Raw genomic sequence first — 18,554 nt, 5'->3', positions numbered from 1 at the left:
GTTCCCGCCTCCGGGACGCCGTCCCCGGAGACGGGGGAGGCGCCAGCCGAGGCCGCAGCAGCTTCCGCCGGCGTCCCCGACGACGTGGAATCCGATGCCGTCGCAGCGGGTGACGAGGCGACGGCATCCGAAGCGACGGCAACGGATTCGGCCGAAGAGGCCGCGACGATGGGCGAGGCGGTCGCCGCCCTGCCCGACGAGGTCCATTCCACTCATCGACGGGTGGAGATGTTCCGTCATACCGGCGGCGTAAGGGATTTCGTCGACTTCCTCTCGCATGGGCAGCCCGTCAGCGAGATCTGGCATATCGGCGGCGAGGACCAGTACGAGGAGGAGACCCAGGCCGTCGAGGTCGACGGCGAGCTGAAGGCCGAGAAGGTCACGCGCACCTGCGGCGTGGACATCGCCCTGCGCTGGACCTCCGGCTACGACACCACCATCCGCAGCTTCGTCAACGTCGTCGAGACTCCGGGCGGGGGCATGCACGTCGACGGCTTCCTTCAGGCGGTCGCCCGCCAGGTTCGCAAGGCCGTGGAGGACAACGCCCGACGGCTCAAGGTCAACATGAGGGACTCGTCGGTCCGTGTGGAGCGCGACGACATCCTCGCCGGCCTCGTCGCCGTGGTGACCGTGCGCATCGCCGAGCCGCAGTTCCAGGGGCAGACGAAGGATGTGCTCGGCACCGCGCCGGTGCGCCCCATCGTGGCCCGCATCGTCGATCGGCAGTTCGGCGAGATGATCTCCGGCTCGAGGCGCGGGTTCAAGGAGCAGTCGGGACGCGTCCTCGAGAAGATCGTCGGCGAGATGCATGCCAGGATCCAGGCGAGGCGGACCAAGGAGGTCACCCGCCGCAAGAACGCCCTGGAGTCCGCGTCCATGCCGGCCAAGCTGTCGGACTGCCAGCCCGGCAACGACGACGTCGCCGAACTGTTCATCGTCGAGGGGGACTCCGCGCTGGGCACCGCCAAGGCCGCGCGGAACTCGCGTTTCCAGGCGCTGCTGCCGATCCGCGGCAAGATCCTCAACGTCCAGAAAGCCAGCGTCTCGCAGATGCTGGCGAACAAGGAGTGCGCGGCCATCATCCAGGTCGTGGGGGCCGGCTCCGGTCCGGGCTTCGACGTCGAGCAGGCCCGCTACCGCAAGGTCATCATGATGACGGACGCCGACGTCGACGGGGCCCATATCCGCATCCTGCTGCTCACGCTGTTCTACCGGTACATGCGCGGGCTCATCGAGGACGGGCGCGTGTACGCCGCGGTCCCGCCCCTGCACCGCATCGCCCTGAAGGGGCGGCGGCGGGGCGAATACCTCTACACCTACTCGGACGATGAGCTGGCCGGCAGGCTCGCCGACCTCCGGCGCCGGCACATCGACTACGACGAGGACATCCAGCGCTACAAGGGGCTGGGCGAGATGGACGCCGACCAGCTGGCCGACACCACCATGGACCCGCGCACGAGGATGCTGCGCCGCATCCGAATGGAGGACGCGGCGCAGGCCAGTGCCGTCTTCGACCTGCTCATGGGCGACGAGGTGCCTCCGCGCAAGCGGTTCATCGTCGACAACGCCGACGACTTCGACCGTTCGCATATCGACACCTGAGGTCCGGCTCCTGGGCGTGGCATCCGAATGCCGTGTCCGAACGGGCCGGGATGGGAATCAGGAACCGTCCCGGCCCATTCGTCGCCAGAGCCCGGGGCCGGCGCCAGTGAACGTCATTCGATGGCATCCGCGAGCCCGTCAGACGCCGTTCACGCCGTCGGTGGCGTCGCCGCCGCCCTTTCACGGCAGGTCTGCCCGAGACGCCGGGACAGCGTGAGCGGGTCGAGCAGCGCATCGAGCCTGTCCCCGGGCAGGTCGGTGAGATTGGCGGCGACCTCGCGGACGGTGCGGCCCGATCGCGTGGCCTCCTTGGCGATGGCGACCGACCTTTCGTATCCGATGACCGGATTGAGCGCCGCCGCGATCGAGGGCGAGGCCTCGGCGTACCGACGTCCACGTTCGGTGTCGACGGTGATGCCGTCGACGCAGCGCCCGCGGAACATGTCCATCGCATTGCGCAGCAGGGCGATGGAGGAGAGGATCTGGTGGATGACCACCGGCTCGAAGGCGTTGAGCTGCAGCTGCCCTTCGGAGCTCGCCAGGCAGACGGTCGCGTCCATCCCGATGACCATGAAGCAGCACTGGTCGACGCATTCGGGGATCACCGGGTTGACCTTGCCGGGCATGATGCTGCTTCCCGCCTGGCGTGCCGGCACGTCGATCTCGTCAAGCCCGGCGTGCGGGCCCGAGTTGAGCAGACGCAGGTCGTCGGCGGCCTTCTTGAGATGGATGGCCAGGTTCTTGAGCGTGGAGGACGTGCCGACGAAGGCGGACATGTCGGTGACGGCGGCCACGGGGTCGGGCGCCGCGCACAGAGCGAGGCCGGTGATCGAGGCGAGATTCCTGACCGCCTCGGCGCGGAAGCGCACGTCGGCGCAGATCCCCGTCCCCACGGCCGTGGCACCGAGATTGATCGTCTCCAGCGTGGGCCGCAGCGCCTCCAAGGCCTTCGCATCGGCCTTGAGCAGGCTGGCGAAGACGTGGAACTCCTGGCCGAAGGTCATGGGAACGGCGTCCTGCAGCTGCGTGCGCCCGATGGTCACGTCGTCGGCGTGCCGGTCCGCCAGTCGGTGGAAGGCCCTGGCGAGGGAGCGCGTGCTCTGCAGCAGCGGTCCCAGGGCGTCGAGGATCGCCAGACGGCAGGCGGTCGGATAGGTGTCGTTCGTCGACTGCGACCGGTTCACGTCGTCGTTGGGATGGATGAACCGGTAGTCGCCGCGGGCATGTCCGGCAAGCTCGAGGGCGCGGTTGGCGACGACCTCGTTGACGTTCATGTTCGTCGAGGTTCCGGCGCCGCCCTGAAGCGCGTCGACCGGGAACTGGTCGTCCAGGGCGCCGGATTCGACGTCCCGGCATGCGGCGGCGATGAGCCGGGCCCTGTCGGGGTCGAGAAGACCAAGCTCCTCGTTCGCCAGGGCGCAGGCGCGCTTGACGAGCGCGTAGCCGCGGACGAGCTCCGGGTGGTCGCCCACGCGCGCCCGGCCCACGGTGAAGTTGCGCAGCGCCCTGAGGGTGTGTATCCCCCAGTAGACGTCGCGAGGGACCTCGAGAACGCCCACGCAGTCGTGTTCGGTCCGGGTCCCGGCCGTTCCCGTGTCCGTGGACCCCATGGGCCGCGGCGACGCGGCGGCGTCGGCGGATGACGAGGCGAGGGAGGACGTGGCAGGAGAGAAGGACAGTGGGGGACGCAGCGACCTGATGTGATTGTCGTCGGCCCGTACGGGGTCGATGGTCACGTTCTCTGCCGTTGATGCACAAGGCGTCCGGTTCACTTTTCCTCCGTTGCTGACGAGGATGCGTGCGGTCGGCTGATGCGCCGACGCTCACACGACCACGCATCGCCGCGCATGCTATCCCAGCCAGATGTCATCCGCCGACACCGGCGTGTGACGGGCCGGCGTCCTGCGCGGCGGGCCGCACGCCTAGGCCACGGAGGCGATGGGGGAGGAGAGCTCGACGCCCGAGGCGTCGCGGCGCATCACCGGCCGAGGCAGCTCCACCGGTGCGCCCGAGTCGGTGAACGCGTGCAGCGGATAGAGGCCGACGGCGGCGAGGACAAGACGATCCTGCCCGACGAGGAATCTCTGGGCGCGCACGCCCCCGGTCGCGCGCCCCTTGGTCGGGTACTGCTGCAGCGGTGTGACCTTGGCGGCGCCGCATTCCGTTCCCGGCAGCGCGCTGGAGTCGCCGGCCACGGTGAGCACCACCGCCCCCGAGGCGGAGGACAGGCCTTCGTCGTTGGCGTCATAGCGCCATTCGAGCCGATCCGCCGGGATGATGCCGAAGGCGAGCACCTGGCATCCCTCGGACAGCCTGATGCCCGCCATCCCTGCGGAGCCCCGGCCCTGGGGGCGGACCTCCGCGGCCGCGAAGGTCAGCAGCGAGGCGTCCGAGGAGACGAAAACGAGCCTGTCGTCATCACCGGCGGGTCCTGCTGAAAGCACCTCGTCGCCCTCATGAAGATCGATGATGCTCCAGGAGTCCTTCGTCGCCGGGGACTGGCCATTCCAGCGCTTGACGACGCCGCCGCGCGTGCCGATGGCCACGGGCGGCCTGTCTCCGTCCAATCCGATCACGGCCACGACGCGCTCGCCGGCGACGGGTTCGGTGTCCCGCGTGGAGCGCACGAGCTCCTCCGCGCGCACGCCCGGGGAGACGTCCAGCGTGCCGTGGGCAAGCTGGGGGAGATCACCCACCGGCGCCGGGACCAGACGTCCTGCGGAGGTGACGAGCCCGTACGTGGCACGAGTGCCCGTCCTCACCGCGCCGAGAATCGCGGCGTCCGCTCGTCCCGGGACCCGGGTTCCGCGCTCGCGCAGCAGATCCAGCGTCTCGAGGGGCGCTCGCGCGACCAGGCCCGTCGCGCCGAGCAGCACCGCGCAGGGACGGTCCTCCAGATGCAGATCGCCGGCCGCCGTCTCCGAGGCGGCGGCCGAGGGGGATTCCGCCGCCGCCAGAACCAGCGAGGGGGTCGGCGCTCCGAGCGCCTTGGCGGGCGTCGTCGCGGCGTCCGCGGCCGAGCCGTCCTCCCCGGGGAGGACGGCCTGTGAGGCGACGGCGGAGACGGAGCCCTCCTCGTCCTTGTCGAACAGGGCCGTGCGCCGGGGGGTGCCCCAGGCCCTGGCGGCGGCGTCCATATCCGCAACGACGACCTCGTCCAGCCGTTCGGAGGAGCCCAGGATGCGGCCCAGCTCCTCGATGCGGCGTTCGAGGTCGTCGCGCTCGGACTCCAGCTCGATGCGACTCATCCGGGTCAGCCGACGCAGACGCAGGTCGAGGATGTAGGAGGCCTGCACGTCGTCGAGGTCGAAGACGCCCATCAGCCGCGTCTTCGCCGTGTCCGCGTCGTCGGAGCCGCGGATGACCTGGATGACCTCGTCGATGTCGACCAGGGCGAGCAGCAGGCCCTCGACGAGATGCAGACGCTCGCGGGCGACCGTGAGCCGATGCTCGCTGCGTCGTCGCACCACGTCACGACGGTGGCCGATCCACACCCGGAGCATCTCGCGCAGCCCCATCGTCCGCGGGCGGCCGCCGACGAGCGCGACGTTGTTGATGGTGAAGCCGTCCTCCAGAGGCGTGTGTCGGTAGAGCTGGGCGAGCACCGCGGTCGGGTCGAATCCCGTCTTGATCTCGATGACCAGACGGGTGCCGTTGTGCCGGTCCGTCAGGTCGATCGCCCCGGATATGCCCTCCAGTCGATGCGCGCGCACGCCGTCGGAGATCTTCTCGAGCACGCGTTCCGGCCCCACGAGGTAGGGAAGCTGCGTGACGACTATCGCACGGCGTCTCGCGGTGACGTTCTCGATATGCGTCACCGCCCTGGTGACGAAGGCCCCGCGTCCGGTCTCGTAGGCCTGACGGATCCCGTCGCGTCCGATGATGACGCCCCCGGAGGGCCAGTCGGGACCCGGGACGAGCCGCATAAGCTCCTCAAGCGGCGCGTCGGGGCGGACCATGAGGAGCTTGGCGGCGGCGATGACCTCCACGAGGTTGTGCGTGGGCATGTTCGTCGCCATGCCGACGGCGATTCCGGAGGCGCCGTTGACCAGCAGATTGGGGATCGCCGCAGGCAGCACCGTCGGCTCCTGCAGCTTGTTGTCGTAGTTCGGGGTGAAGTCGACGGTGTCCTCGTCGATGTCGGCGTTCATGCCCAGCGCGGCCGGCGCCAGCCTCGCCTCGGTGTAGCGGGAGGCGGCGGGACCGTCGTCGAGGGATCCGAAGTTGCCGTGACCGTCCACGAGAGGCAGTCGCATCGCGAACGGCTGGGCGAGCCGGACCATCGCCTCGTAGATGGCGGAGTCGCCATGGGGGTGCAGCTTGCCCATCACCTCCCCCACCACGCGGGCGGACTTCATGTAGGCGTGGTCGGGGGTGAGGTTCATGCGCCCCATCTGATAGACGATGCGGCGCTGGACGGGCTTGAGCCCGTCCCGGGCGTCCGGCAGCGCCCGGGCGTAGATCACGGAGTAGGCGTATTCGAGGAAGGACCGTTGCATCTCGTCGTTCAGCGGCGTCTCGACGATCTTCTCCCTGACGGAGCGCGGATCGAATTCCTGATGCCGTGGCGTGCGGCGTGATGCCATTGCTGAGAACCTCCTGACGAATCCGACGATCCGACTCATGATACCCCGGGCCTCCCCGGGGCCGTCTGTTCGGCCGCGGTGCTTGAATGGGGCCATGATTCCCGAGGTTCCCGACGACGCCGACCTGGTTGCCATGATGCCGGTCGTGACCTATGGCGACGGGACCGACGGACCCGCCGCGTTCGGCGGCCGGCGCTGCGGCGCCAGACATCTGTCGGCCGTGCTCCCCGCCGTGAGCGCGGCCATCGGGCATCCCGTCGCCACGCCCGTGCATCGGGACCCCGCGCGGCTGCAGCGGGCTCTGGGGCTTCCCGACGCGTCCCGCGCCGTCGTCGTCCTCGTGGACGGTCTGGGATTCTGGAACCTCGTCTCCCGCGCCGGACACGCCCCCTATCTGCGCTCCCTTCTTGGAGAGCCAACCGGGGCGCGCCCGCTGTCCACCTGCATCCCCAGCACCACCGCGGCGGCTATGGGCGTGTTCGGAACGGGAACCTGCCCCGGGATGACCGGCATGGCCGGCTACACGCAGCTCAATCCCCGCACCGGCGAGCTCTGCCAGATCATCCAGTTCCGTGGCGCCGAGAGGCCGGCCGAGCTGCAGAGACGCCCCACCGTCTTCGAGTCGCTCGCCGGGCAGGGCGTGCGGGTCACCAGCTGCGGGCTCCCGCGCTTCGCGGACTCCCCGCTGACGCAGGCCGCCCTGCGCGGGACGGAGTACGTGTCCGCGGATTCCCCGGCCGCGCGCATCGCCCTTGCGGCGAAGGCGTCCCGGACGCCGGGACTGACGTACATGTACGTGAGGGACGTCGACAAAAGCGGCCATTCCGAGGGATGGGACTCGCAGTCCTGGGTGGCGACGCTGGAAAGGGTGGATTCACGTCTTGCGCGCCTGCGCCGGTCGCTGCCCCAGGGGACCCTGGTCGTCATCGTCGCCGACCACGGCATGGTCTCCTCGGACCCCGCGCATCGGATCGACGTGGCGGTGGAACCCGCCCTGTCGGAGGGAGTCCGGCTCATCGGTGGGGAGCCTCGCGCGCCCATGCTCTACGTCGGCGAGGGGACGGATCCCGCCGCCGTCGCCGATCGATGGCGGCGTCGACTGGAGGGTCACGCCGTCGTGGCGCTGCGGGACGAGGCCGTGGATTCCGGTCTGATGGGGCCGGTCGAACCCCGGGTCCTGTCCATGCTGGGAGACGTCCTCGTCTGGGCCGGCGACCGGACCACCATCGTCGACAGCCGCACGCAGAGCGACATGGCGACGAGGCTGCCGGGCGTGCACGGCTCACGGACGATGCTGGAGACCGACATCCCCTGTCTTGTCGACGTGGCCTGACGTCTGACGGCTTGGCCTCGACCCCAGGCGTCAGACCACGTCGGTCGGAACGCTCCGTGCCGTGGTGCGCCAGACTGCCGTCCGGCGGTCCGGGACGGCATACGGGACGGCATAAGGCTCATCAGCCGTCTGTCCTCTTGCGATTCGACCCCATGACGGCCACGGCCGTCACCCCGGGGGAGGGGCGGTCCCGTCCTCGAAGCTAGTCGCCGAAGAGGATCTCGTCCCAGCTGGGGACGGCGGAGCGCCCTTTCCGGCGATGCGATGTCCTGACGAAATCGGGGTCGTCGGAGCCGGTCTCCGGCACCAGAGGCTGGACGACGGCGACGATGGGATCGCCGCCGTCACGCGGTTTCTCCTGCACGGGCGTCGGAACGACGGAGCCCCTGTTCGGCGCGGATTCCTTCGGACCTTCGTCGGCGGCCGTGGAAGCGTTCGCCACGGCCGGCACGCCGTCGCCGTCGATCGGGCCGTCGGCCGCGTCGACGGGTGCCGCAGACGTCGCGACAAGCCGAGTGCTCCTGGAGGCGGCGGCCTCGTGAGGCTGGTCGGGCTCATGACGGGACGCGACCCGCCTGCGGACGACCTCGTTCAGCAGCGCCCGCGCCGTGGTGTTGAGGCTTCCTATCGCCCTGTCCTGCGGCGACCATGACCAGATCGCCCGGATATGGCGTCCGGCCACGTCGAACTCGGCCGTGATGCGCCAGGGGTCCACGTCATGTCGCGTCGCGTTCCATGACAGCGACTTCATGTCCGCGTCCCGAAGGGTGAGGGAGCGATGGATGAGATCCCCCACGGAGACGCCTTCATGGTCGGATGAGGCCGGGGATTCGAGGAACCTGTCGATGGCATAGTTCTTCTCGGTCTCCACGATCGGGGAGAACCTCTCGACCGTGGATTCGTCGATGCCCAGCTCGTCCGCCACCGCGCGCGGTGTGGCGCCGGCCCTGACCATGGACTGGATGCGCGCGATCGGGATGGGGGATGCCGATGCCGGCCTGCGTCCGCCCGGCCGGCCGTGTCGGATGCGCCGCGACCGTTCGATCGCATCGTCGAAGGCGTCATCCGGCGTCACGGCGAAGGATGCGCCGGGGATGACGAAGACGAGATCCCCGTTCCCGTCCACATGGTCGAAACGGGCCCGCATCGGCGAATTGTCAGGCATCGAACACCACTTTCCTCTCGAGGAGCACCGTTCCCGTGCCTTTCGGGCTTCCCGGAACTATCTCCATTGTGCCCCACGCTGAACATTCCGGGCGTTTCGCGCGGGATGGATGTATCTGTCCGTGATTCATGTATTCTATGGCGCAGCGTATGCCCATACACGTGCATCTGAAGGGAAAGGATTGCCATGAGCCAGGACTACGATTCCCCGCGCGGCAAGGATGACGTCGAGTCGTTCGACCTCGGGAAGAGCACCAGGACGTCCGCCGACGACGTCGATGACGACGAGAACGCGATCGCCGGCGAATACGAGCTGGACGCCGCGGATCCCGTCACCGAGGACCCCTCGGTGACGGTCATCCCCATGCAGAAGGACGAGTTCCTCTGCGTCGACTGCTATCTGGTCCGGCATCGCAGCCAGCTGGGACGCACGGACCCCGACGGCAGGCAGCACTGCAAGGAGTGCCTCGGCATCGATGACGGACCCCGTGCATGACGGTTGACGTCGGGTACAACGAACCGGAGAACACCGAGGTCCTGCTTCGTCTTCTCGACGGAGACGAATCCCTGGCGCCGGGCTACGCCCATCCGGGCGATGCGGGCGCGGACCTCCATGCCGCGGAGGACGTCCTGCTCGCGCCCCTGCAGCGCGCCCTCGTTCCGACCGGGGTGGCCATCGCCCTGCCTGCCGGTTACGTCGGACTCGTTCATCCGCGCTCCGGTCTCGCCGTCCGCAGCGGCGTGACCGTGCTCAACGCCCCGGGGACCATCGACGCCGGCTATCGCGGGGAGATCCGCGTCCCCCTCATCAACCTCGATCCGCGGACGTCGGTGCAGATCCACCGTGGGGATCGCATCGCCCAGCTCGTGGTGCAGAGGTACGTTCAGGCGAGGTTCGTCCGCGCGCGCGCGCTGCCCGGATCGGATCGCGGCGAACGCGGATTCGGGTCCTCCGGGGCCTGAAGGAGGGTTCCGCGGCAGCACCCGATGGGGGAAGGCCGCCATGCCCCGCCATGTCGCCCAGGGCGTGCCGCTGGGTAGGATGGGGAGACGGAAGCGGGAGGTGGACAGTGGCGGGCTCCGAGACCGAGATGCGCCCGGCGCGCATGCTGGGGTGCGAGATCAGCGATGACATGCTTGATCCGCTTCGCCCCATCATCGGCATGTGCGCCTCCCACCATCCCCGGGAGAACCTGGACGTTCTCGAAAGGGCCTATCGCCGCGCGGCGACGCAGCACAGGGGCCAGAGGCGCAAGTCGGGCGAGCCCTACATCATCCACCCGCTCGCCGTGGCCCAGATCCTCGCCGACCTCGGCATGGGCCCGATGGTCGTGGCGGCCGGAGTCCTCCATGACACCGTCGAGGACACCGACTACACGCTGGACGACTGCCGGACGGAGTTCGGGCCCACGATCACCGGCCTCGTGGACGGAGTGACGAAGCTCACCCGGATGGACTACGGGGACTCCGCCCAGGCGGAGACGATCCGCAAGATGGTCGTGGCGATGAGCCGCGACGTCCGCGTGCTCGTCGTCAAGCTCGCCGACCGTGTGCACAACGCCCGCACCTGGCGCTACGTGAAGACCGCCAGCGCCCAGCGCAAGGCGCGCGAGACCCTGGACGTGTACGCGCCCCTGGCCAACAGGCTGGGCATGAACGCGATCAAGACGGAGCTCGAGGAGCTCAGCTTCAAGGTCCTGTACCCGAAGATCTACAACGAGATCGTCGTCCTCGTCGCCCGCCGCGCCGGTCAGCGCGAGGTCTATCTCAAGCAGATCATCGAGGAGATCGGCCAGGACCTCGCGGCCCAGCGCATCGAGGCGTCGGTGAGCGGACGGCCGAAGGACTACTTCTCCATCTACCAGAAGATGGTCGTGCGCGGACACGACTTCTCGAACATCTACGACCTCGTCGGGGTTCGCATCATCGTCGACACCATCCCCGACTGCTATGCGGCGCTCGGCGCCGTCCACGCCCGCTGGAACCCCGTCCCCGGGCGTTTCAAGGATTACATCGCCATGCCCAAGCTCAACATGTACCAGAGCCTGCACACGACGGTGGTGGGTCCCGGAGGCAAGCCCGTGGAGATCCAGATCCGCACCTGGGACATGCATCGGCGTGCGGAGTTCGGCATCGCCGCGCACTGGAAGTACAAGGAGAACGGGCAGGCCGGCCGCGCCCTGAGCGCTCCCGACCCCGCCGACAGGCGGCGAGAGACCGAGGAGGACAAGGAGCTCAGCGAGGCCGACAACCTGCACTGGATCCAGCAGCTGGCCGACTGGACGAACGAGACCCCGGACTCCGACGAGTTCCTCGGATCCCTCAAGGAGGACCTCGGCGGCTCCGAGGTGTACGTCTTCACGCCCAAGGGCGCCATCGTGTCGCTTCCGGCGGAGGCGACGCCCGTGGACTTCGCCTACGCCGTGCATACCGAGGTCGGCCACCGCACGATGGGGGCACGCGTCAACGGTCGCCTCGTGCCGCTCGACACCAGGCTCGAGAACGGCGACACGGTGGAGATCCTCACCTCCAAGTCCGACGCGGCGGGACCGTCCCGCGACTGGCTGAGCTTCGTCAAAAGCCCCAAGGCGCGCAACAAGATCCGCCAGTGGTTCAGCAAGGAAAGACGCTCGGAGGCCATCGAGGAGGGGCGTGACGAGCTCACCCGGGCCATGCGCAAGCGCAGCCTGCCCACCTCCGCCCTTCTGACCCCCGAGGCCATGGTGGGCGTGGCCGACGAGCTCAACTTCTCCGGTCCCGATGCCGTGCTCGCGGCCATCGGCGACGGCCAGATCTCCACGCAGAACGTCATATCGCATCTGGTCAAGGACGCCGGTTCGGACGAGGTCGCCGAGGAGGTCGAGCAGGAGGCGCTGCCGCTGCGTCAGCATTCGCGGAGCACCACCACGAGCTCGCTGGGGGTGTCCGTCAAGGGGGTGGGGGACGTGTGGGTCAAGCTCGCACGCTGCTGCACCCCGGTTCCGGGGGACGACATCATCGGCTTCGTCACCCGCAGCGAGGGCGTCTCCGTCCATCGCACGGACTGCCAGAACATGATCGAGCTGCAGAGGCGTCAGCCCGAACGCGTGATCGCGGTGCAGTGGACGAGCACCAAGGGCCTGTTCATGGTCAAGATCCAGGTGGAGGCGCTGGACCGTCCCCATCTGCTGTCCGACGTGACGCGCGTGCTCTCGGACCATGGGGTGAACATCATCTCGGGTTCGATATCCACCGGCACCGACCGCGTGGCGACCAGTCAGTTCTCCTTCGAGATGGCCGATCCCCAGCATCTGACGACGCTGCTGGCGGCCGTGCGCAAGATCGACGGGGTCTTCGACGTCTACCGCATCACCGGCGCCAAGGATTCGGCCGAGCCGAGGCTGCGACGCATGCGTGACGATCCGCGACGGGACGCGTCCTCCCGAAAGCGCCAGGGCGAGAAGGGGGCCGCCGCGAGGGGGAAGACCCTGGGAGGGAAGTAGCCCCGAGGTCTTCCCCTGTCCGCGGTGTCCGGATTCCCCCGTGCAGGACCCGGGGACGCGAACCGGCCCTATCGCAGGACGTCGATGCCGACGATCCCCACCGGTTCGAGCGGACGGTCCCCCCGGTCGGTGGGCGTGGCCTCGATGCGGTCGATGACCTTCCTCGAGGCGTCGTCGGCGACTTCGCCGAAGATCGTGTGGTGGCCGTTCAGCCACGGCGTGGGCACGGTGGTGATGAAGAACTGCGAGCCGTTGGTCCCATGCGCCCGTCCGTCGCGTCCGCGGCGCAGGCCGGCGTTCGCCATGGCCAGCAGATAGGGGCGGTCGAAGACGAGGTCGGAGGAGATCTCGTCATCGAACTCGTAGCCGGGTCCGCCGGTTCCGGTGCCCAGCGGGCAGCCGCCCTGGATCATGAAATCGCTGATGATCCGGTGGAAGGTCAGCCCGTCGTAGAAGGGGTCGTGGCGCGTTTCGCCGGTGGACGGATCCGTCCATTCCCGCGATCCGTCGGCGAGGCCGAGGAAGTTCCTCACCGTCGCCGGCGCCTGGTCGTCGAAAAGGGTGAGGGCGACGTCACCCTCGGACGTATGCATGATGATCGATGTCATGGGTTCAGTCTCGCATGCGCGGGCGACCCGGTCCGCCCTGCCCGCCGCCGGGGATGCGACGCGGCCGGTCGGAGGGCCGGGCGGACCGGTCACAGAAGGCCGAGGCGCTCCAGAGCGTGGAGGATGCCGTCGTGGTCCACGTCGTCGGTGACGACGTCCGCGGCGTCCTTCGCGTCCTGCGTCGCGTTGCCCATGGCCACGCCGATGCCCGCATGGCGGAGCATGCCCGCATCGTTGCCGCCGTCGCCGAAGGCGATGCACTGGGACGGCTTCAGACCCCAGCGTGTCAGGAAGCGGTCCATCCCTCGCGGCTTGCCGCCGTCGGCGGGGATGAGGTCGGTGAAGTCCGGGTGCCAGCGCACGCCGACGGTGGACCGGCACAGGCGGCGGATCTCCCGCTCCTGCTCCCGCGTGACGAAGGGGCTGATCTGGAAGGTCGGATGCGTGGACGGCCTGAGATGAGGGTCGTCGACGTAGGCCCTGGGAGCCGTGGCGCCCAGCTGCGCCCAGGTCTGCCGCATCGTGGGGGTGATGAGGTTGAAGTACACGTAGTCCTTCTCGCAGTAGCTCGCCGCGATTCCCGGATGTCGGTCGAGCCAGGCGGTGATGGTGCGCACGTCGTCGGGATCGAGGGCCTCCGACTCCGTCCAGCCCGAGTCGTCGAAGCAGTACTGGCCGTTCATCGCCACGATGCCGTCGAAGCGCGCCGGCATCGCGTCGAGGACCACGCCCATATGGGAGGGCGCGCGCCCGCTGCAGACGACGATGCGCACGCCTCGTTCGCGAAGGCCATGCAGGGCCCGGACGGTGGAGTCGGGGACGTGATGGGTGACGAAGCTCGTGAGGGTCCCGTCGATGTCGAAGAACGCCGCTCGGATGTCCATAAACGATCCGGGATTCCCGGATTGCTCTGTTCGGTTCATGTCGGTCCCTTCCTGGTCGGCATGGTGGCGCCGGAACGGACGTGCCACGGCGGCCGGCGGCCATCCTCCGGTCCCATGGTGTTCCGCTCCCCGGGACATCGGAGGGTCCCGGCGCCTCCCGCGCCGTGGCCCATGAAGCGGGTGACGCCCGGCATGCCCCCGGCATCGACGTCTCCGGGGCGGCGCCTGGGCTCCCCCTGGCGCAGGATCCGAGACGGCCCGTATCTTCCCCACGGCGTGTCGGGGGGAAGGCGGAGGGAGGTTCCCACGCAGTATCGGGCCGCGCTGGCACCCGTCATAGGAAACGGATATGGCCGGTTGGCCGTATCCGCGCTCCACCCCGCCGGCGTCCCGTTATGGTGGGGTCTCACCGCAGGCGCCCGCAGCGGGCATGCGGCGGAGAAGAAGACGAGAGAGGGAAGGAGCATCGTATGGCTGAGGAGAACGGACCGGGACAGGTCACGCCGCAGGCGGCATCGCAGGGGGCGGCTCCGTCGGGGCCGGGGGATTTCGGCAAGGGCGGATTCGAGGAGCCGGTGAGGGTCAACCACACCGTGCGCAACGTCATCATCGCGGTGGTCGTCGTGGCGCTGGTGCTCGTCGGCGTGCTCGTCGGATACCACGTCTATTCGAACTCGAAGGCCTCCGCGGCCAAGGGGTCGGCGAAGAACCCCGTGAAGATCGGCGTGGTCGGCGCCACCGACCCGCAGTGGCCGCTGTTCAAGAAGAAGGCGGAGGCGGCCGGCATTCACGTCAAGATCGTCGACTTCCAGGACTACACCTCCGAGAATCCGGCGCTCGACTCCGGCGACCTCGATCTGAACGAGTTCCAGCATCTGCTGTATCTGGCCAACTACAACGTGACGAACAAGAAGGACCTGCAGCCCATCGGCGGCACCGCCGTGTATCCGCTGGGCCTGTACTCCGACAAGGTGAAAAGCGTCTCGGCCATCGCCGAGGGCAGCACCATCGCCATCCCCAACGACGAGACCAACCAGGCCAGGGCGATCGGCGTGCTGCAGTCCGCGGGCCTCGTGACGCTGAAGAACGACTGGACGGCGTTCACCACCCCGGCCGACATCGACACCTCGAAGTCGAAGGTCACCGTCACCGCCCTCAAGGCCGAACAGGTGGCCAACTCGCTGAGCGATCCGAAGGTCGAGGCCGGCGTCATCAACAACGACTACGTGGCGGACGCGAACCTCAAGCCCACCGACGCCATCTACCAGGACGACGCCACGACGACGTCGGCCCGGCCGTACATCAACGTGTTCGTCGCCCGCAAGGCCGACGTGAACAATCCCACGTACCTCAAGCTGGTGAAGATCTTCCAGTCCAAGGACGTGCTCGCAGCGCTGCAGAAGAACTCGGGCGGCACCGCCGCCTTCGCCAACCAGTACAGCGCGGCCCAGCTGCAGGGCTTCCTCGCCTCCATCGAGAAGGACGCGAGGGCGGCCGGCGACTGATCGCGATCGCCGCGCATGAGTCCGCCCTCCCGGCCGGATCCGCCGTTCACGACGGGACGGCCGGGAGGGCGGACTAAGGTGGCAGAGGTCCGAAGGGGGGTAGGGATGTCCGATCCGATCATCGACATGGAGCATGTGACCAAGGAGTTCCCGCGCCAGGGCAGGGAGCGCTCCCGCGGCGCCGTGCGCGCCCTGGAGGATGTGAGCCTGCGCATCGACGAGGGCGACGTCTTCGGCATCATCGGATATTCGGGCGCCGGCAAGTCCACGCTGGTGCGGATGATCAACGCGCTGGAAAGGCCCACCTCGGGCTCCGTCACGGTGCTCGGCACCGACGTGACCGGGCTGTCGGAAAGGGCCCTGAGACCCGTGCGTCGCAAGATCGGCATGATCTTCCAGCAGTTCAACCTGTTCTCCACGCGGACCGTCGCACAGAACATCGCCTACCCGCTGCGCCTCGACCACTGGCGGCGGGACTACCAGGACCGGCGTGTGCGCGAGCTGCTCGACTTCGTCGGCCTCGCCGACCACGCCGATCGCTACCCCTCGCAGCTGTCCGGCGGGCAGAAGCAGAGGGTCGGGGTGGCGCGCGCCCTGGCGACGAATCCGAGGATCCTCCTGGCGGACGAGGCCACCAGCGCGCTGGACCCCGAGACGACGTCCGGGGTGCTCGACCTGCTGGCGCGGGTCAACGAGCGCTTCGGCGTCACCATCGTCCTCATCACCCATCAGATGAACGTCGTGCGGCAGATCGCCCGACGGGTCGCCGTGATGGATTCGGGCCGGATCATCGAGCAGGGGGGCGTCTACGACGTCTTCGCGGCCCCCGTGCATGCCGTCACCAGGCGTTTCCTGGCGACGGCCATCTCCGGTCTTCCCGACGCGCCGCTGCTTGGCAGGCTGCATGAGGAGGACCGCGGGCGGATCGTCACGGTCATGGTCCGCCAGCGGCCCGCCGTCTCGGCGACCGGAAGGGCCGTGCCGGCGTCGGGACAGCACGTCTCGAGGATCATCGCCGAGCATGGAGTGGACGGAAGCCTGCTGCGCGGCGGAATCGACACCGTCGACGGCGCGGGCATCGGAGCGCTTACGTACTCCCTCGCCGGGGATGCCGATGCGGTGGAGGGCACGGTCCGCGCGCTCGCCTCCGACGGCGACCTCATCGACTTCGGAACGGCGGCCGACCCGCGCCCCTACGACCTGGCCGTGTCGTCCGTGGCCGCCTCGGAGCACGACGCCGATGCGGCCAGCGAGACCGTCGGCCGGGACGTCGCGGACGCCTCGGCGGCCAGGACCGCGGCGGAAGATCGGGAGGCATGAGATGACCGGAGACGTCGTCGTTCTCGCGTCCAGAAGCGACTGGTCGGTGCTCAGGCCTCTGCTCGCGCAATCCGTGGTGCAGACGCTGGAGATGGTGCTCGTCACCATGCTCGTCGGCGGAATCCTCGGTCTGGTCCTCGGGGTGGTGCTGTACGGCACCCGACCGGGCAGCCTCTTCGAGAACGCGGCCGTGTATCGCCTGCTCGACTTCATCGTCAACATCATCCGACCCATCCCGTTCATCATCTTCCTCGCGGCCATGCAGCCGCTGACGATCCGGGTCGTGGGCACGTCGATCGGCACCGTGGCCGCCATCTTCCCCATGACGGTGATGTGCACGGTGGTCACCTCGCGCCTTGTGGAGCAGAACCTCGTGCCGGTCGATCCGGGGATCATCGAGGCCGCCAGATCGATGGGCGCGTCCAGGACGACCATCATCCTCACGGTCCTCATCCCGGAGGCGCTGGGCCCGCTCATCCTCGCCTACGCCTTCCTGTTCATCGGCGTGCTGGACATGTCGGCAATGGCCGGCTACATCGGCGGCGGCGGCCTGGGCAACTTCGCCATCGCCTACGGATACCAGAAGTTCGACCAGACGGTGACCTGGACGGCGGTGCTCATCATGATCGTGCTCGTGCAGATCATGCAGGCCCTGGCCAACGCGCTGGCGTCGCGCGTTCTGCGGCGCAGGCGCTGAGATGCAGGCGCTGAGGTGAGAACAGAGGACGGAAGGGAGGCCGACATGGCCGAGGAGCAGGGAACGGACCTGGGCGTGATCGCCGGGACGAGGATGGCGGACGTCGAACCGGACGGGGGCCTGACGGACGTCAGGCATCTGCTTCATGGGCATCCGGAGACGGGCTTCACGGAGACGTGGACGACGGCGACCCTGTCGCGCCTGCTCTCGGAGAGAGGTCTGGAGCCCGAAACCCTGCCTTCCGGGACCGGGCTCGTCGCGGACGTCGTCGGCACGCGCCCCGGTCCTCTGGTCGCGCTGCGGTCCGACATCGACGGACTGCCCGTGACCGAGGAGACGGGGCTGGAGTTCGCCTCGCAGAACCCCGGAAGGATGCACGCCTGCGGCCATGACCTCCATATGGCGGGGCTTCTGGGCGCGGCCTTCTGGCTCGCCGCCCATCGCGACGCCATCGCCGGCACGGTGCGGATCGTCTTCCAGCCCGCCGAGGAGACGGGGAAGGGGGCGCGGTCCGTCATCGATGGCGGCGCCCTCGAAGGGGTCGAGGCGATCGCCGGGATCCACAACAACCCCGACTACGCGCCGGGGGAGATCGCCGTCGGCCCCGAGCCCATGATGGCCGGATGCGTGAAGTTCCGCGTCGACCTGCACGCCCAGGGCACGCATGCCGGATACCCGCAGTCGGGCACCGGTCCCCTGGAGGCGCTCGCCTCGGTCATCCTCGCTCTGCAGACGATCGTGAGCCGCAACGTCACGCCCTTCCATCCGGTCGTGCTGTCCGTCACCGAGGTCCACGGAGGAAGCGTGTGGAACGTGATACCGGCCGAGGCGGGTCTTCTCGGCACCGTGCGGTACTTCCACAAGGAGGATTCCGAGCTCGTCGGGCGCCGCTTCCGGGAGGTGGTCCATTCCACGGCGGCCGCCTACGGCATCACCGCCGACGTCGTGTGGGACGACTTCCAGGATCCCGTCGTCTCCGATCCGGAGCTTGGACCGGCGGTCGCGGCGGACGTCCCGGGATACGCGCGGCTCGCGCCGATCCGCCCCTCCATGGCGGGGGAGGACTTCTGCGAGTATTCCACGGTGATGCCCACCGTGTTCGCCTTCGTCGGGTCCAACGGCGGGCCTCGCCATCACGATCTGCACAGCCCCCGCATGATCGTCCTGGATGAGGCCATCGCCCCGGCGACGCGCTTCTACGTCGCCGCCGCCCTGCGGCTCCTCAAGGAGCTCGCGGCCTGAGGGGAATCCTTCTCCGGACCGCGTCCGCTGCCGCTGCCGCCGGCCCTTTCGCGGTCGTCCCCCCGGTCCGGACCGGGGGGACCACGCCCGAGCGCCGCGGCTTCGCGTTCCGTGCGACATCCCCTGACACC

At 68.9% G+C, this 18,554-nt stretch carries 13 protein-coding genes and 1 pseudogene; 9 read left to right on the top strand and 5 right to left on the bottom strand.

The features are described from left to right. The coding region (locus RWX87_RS03270; RefSeq protein WP_314686880.1) for a toprim domain-containing protein at nucleotides 1–1,602 on the top strand (1,602 nt) is incomplete at its 5' end. Nucleotides 1,603–1,751: 149 nt separating this feature from the next. Here RWX87_RS03270 and RWX87_RS03265 read toward each other — a convergent pair. Together RWX87_RS03265 and RWX87_RS03260 are read right to left on the bottom strand one after the other, a co-directional pair. Next, nucleotides 1,752–3,212 carry an aspartate ammonia-lyase gene (locus RWX87_RS03265; RefSeq protein WP_314686891.1) on the bottom strand — a complete coding sequence of 487 codons (1,461 nt, stop codon included), beginning with the start codon at nucleotides 3,210–3,212 and terminating at the stop codon, nucleotides 1,752–1,754. A gap of 312 nt (nucleotides 3,213–3,524) precedes the next feature. Further along, a complete protein-coding gene (locus RWX87_RS03260) occupies nucleotides 3,525–6,188 on the bottom strand; it encodes a DNA topoisomerase IV subunit A (protein WP_314686879.1) in 2,664 nt (887 codons plus the stop codon). A gap of 94 nt (nucleotides 6,189–6,282) precedes the next feature. Here RWX87_RS03260 and RWX87_RS03255 point away from each other — a divergent pair, with 94 nt between their 5' ends. After that, nucleotides 6,283–7,521, top strand: coding sequence for an alkaline phosphatase family protein (locus tag RWX87_RS03255; RefSeq protein ID WP_314686878.1), 1,239 nt, complete (start codon nucleotides 6,283–6,285; stop codon nucleotides 7,519–7,521). Nucleotides 7,522–7,723: 202 nt separating this feature from the next. Here the strand turns inward: RWX87_RS03255 and sepH are convergent, their stop codons facing one another. Continuing rightward, nucleotides 7,724–8,686: a septation protein SepH gene (sepH, locus tag RWX87_RS03250; protein WP_314686877.1), complete on the bottom strand. Its 963-nt coding sequence runs from the start codon at nucleotides 8,684–8,686 to the stop codon at nucleotides 7,724–7,726. 186 nt (nucleotides 8,687–8,872) lie between these two features. Between sepH and RWX87_RS03245 the strand changes: the two genes are divergently transcribed. From RWX87_RS03245 to RWX87_RS03235, 3 genes and pseudogenes are all read left to right on the top strand, one after another. Next, the gene (locus RWX87_RS03245; protein WP_314686875.1) at nucleotides 8,873–9,181 is read left to right on the top strand and encodes a DUF4193 family protein; all 309 of its coding nucleotides are present in this window, start codon (nucleotides 8,873–8,875) and stop codon (nucleotides 9,179–9,181) included. Next, nucleotides 9,178–9,648, top strand: coding sequence for a dUTP diphosphatase (dut, locus tag RWX87_RS03240; protein WP_314686874.1), 471 nt, complete (start codon nucleotides 9,178–9,180; stop codon nucleotides 9,646–9,648). Before RWX87_RS03245 ends, dut begins: the two co-directional genes overlap by 4 nt. Before the next feature lie 128 nt (nucleotides 9,649–9,776). Beyond that, nucleotides 9,777–12,080: pseudogene (locus RWX87_RS03235) on the top strand (RelA/SpoT family protein); the annotation flags it as partial. A gap of 155 nt (nucleotides 12,081–12,235) precedes the next feature. Here RWX87_RS03235 and RWX87_RS03230 read toward each other — a convergent pair. Together RWX87_RS03230 and RWX87_RS03225 are read right to left on the bottom strand one after the other, a co-directional pair. Beyond that, a complete protein-coding gene (locus tag RWX87_RS03230; RefSeq protein ID WP_314686873.1) occupies nucleotides 12,236–12,775 on the bottom strand; it encodes a peptidylprolyl isomerase in 540 nt (179 codons plus the stop codon). Nucleotides 12,776–12,864: 89 nt separating this feature from the next. Further along, complete coding sequence (locus RWX87_RS03225; RefSeq protein ID WP_314686872.1) at nucleotides 12,865–13,698, bottom strand: Cof-type HAD-IIB family hydrolase; 834 nt, start codon at nucleotides 13,696–13,698, stop codon at nucleotides 12,865–12,867. 431 nt (nucleotides 13,699–14,129) lie between these two features. Here RWX87_RS03225 and RWX87_RS03220 point away from each other — a divergent pair, with 431 nt between their 5' ends. The 4 genes from RWX87_RS03220 to RWX87_RS03205 all read left to right on the top strand — a co-directional run bounded on the left by RWX87_RS03220 (nucleotide 14,130) and on the right by RWX87_RS03205 (nucleotide 18,423). Next, nucleotides 14,130–15,164 carry a MetQ/NlpA family ABC transporter substrate-binding protein gene (locus RWX87_RS03220; RefSeq protein WP_314686871.1) on the top strand — a complete coding sequence of 345 codons (1,035 nt, stop codon included), beginning with the start codon at nucleotides 14,130–14,132 and terminating at the stop codon, nucleotides 15,162–15,164. Nucleotides 15,165–15,269: 105 nt separating this feature from the next. Beyond that, complete coding sequence (locus RWX87_RS03215; protein ID WP_314686869.1) at nucleotides 15,270–16,484, top strand: ATP-binding cassette domain-containing protein; 1,215 nt, start codon at nucleotides 15,270–15,272, stop codon at nucleotides 16,482–16,484. A gap of 1 nt (nucleotide 16,485) precedes the next feature. After that, entirely contained in the window at nucleotides 16,486–17,181 is a 696-nt protein-coding gene (locus RWX87_RS03210; RefSeq protein ID WP_314686868.1) for a methionine ABC transporter permease, read from the top strand. A gap of 93 nt (nucleotides 17,182–17,274) precedes the next feature. Further along, nucleotides 17,275–18,423, top strand: a complete 1,149-nt coding sequence (locus tag RWX87_RS03205; protein WP_314686889.1) for an amidohydrolase — start codon at nucleotides 17,275–17,277, stop codon at nucleotides 18,421–18,423. Nucleotides 18,424–18,554 lie beyond the last annotated feature (131 nt).

The sequence above is a fragment of the uncultured Bifidobacterium sp. genome, from assembly GCF_963540075.1.
Lineage (GTDB): Bacteria > Actinomycetota > Actinomycetes > Actinomycetales > Bifidobacteriaceae > Bifidobacterium.
This window is presented reverse-complemented; position numbering and strand designations above follow the sequence as displayed.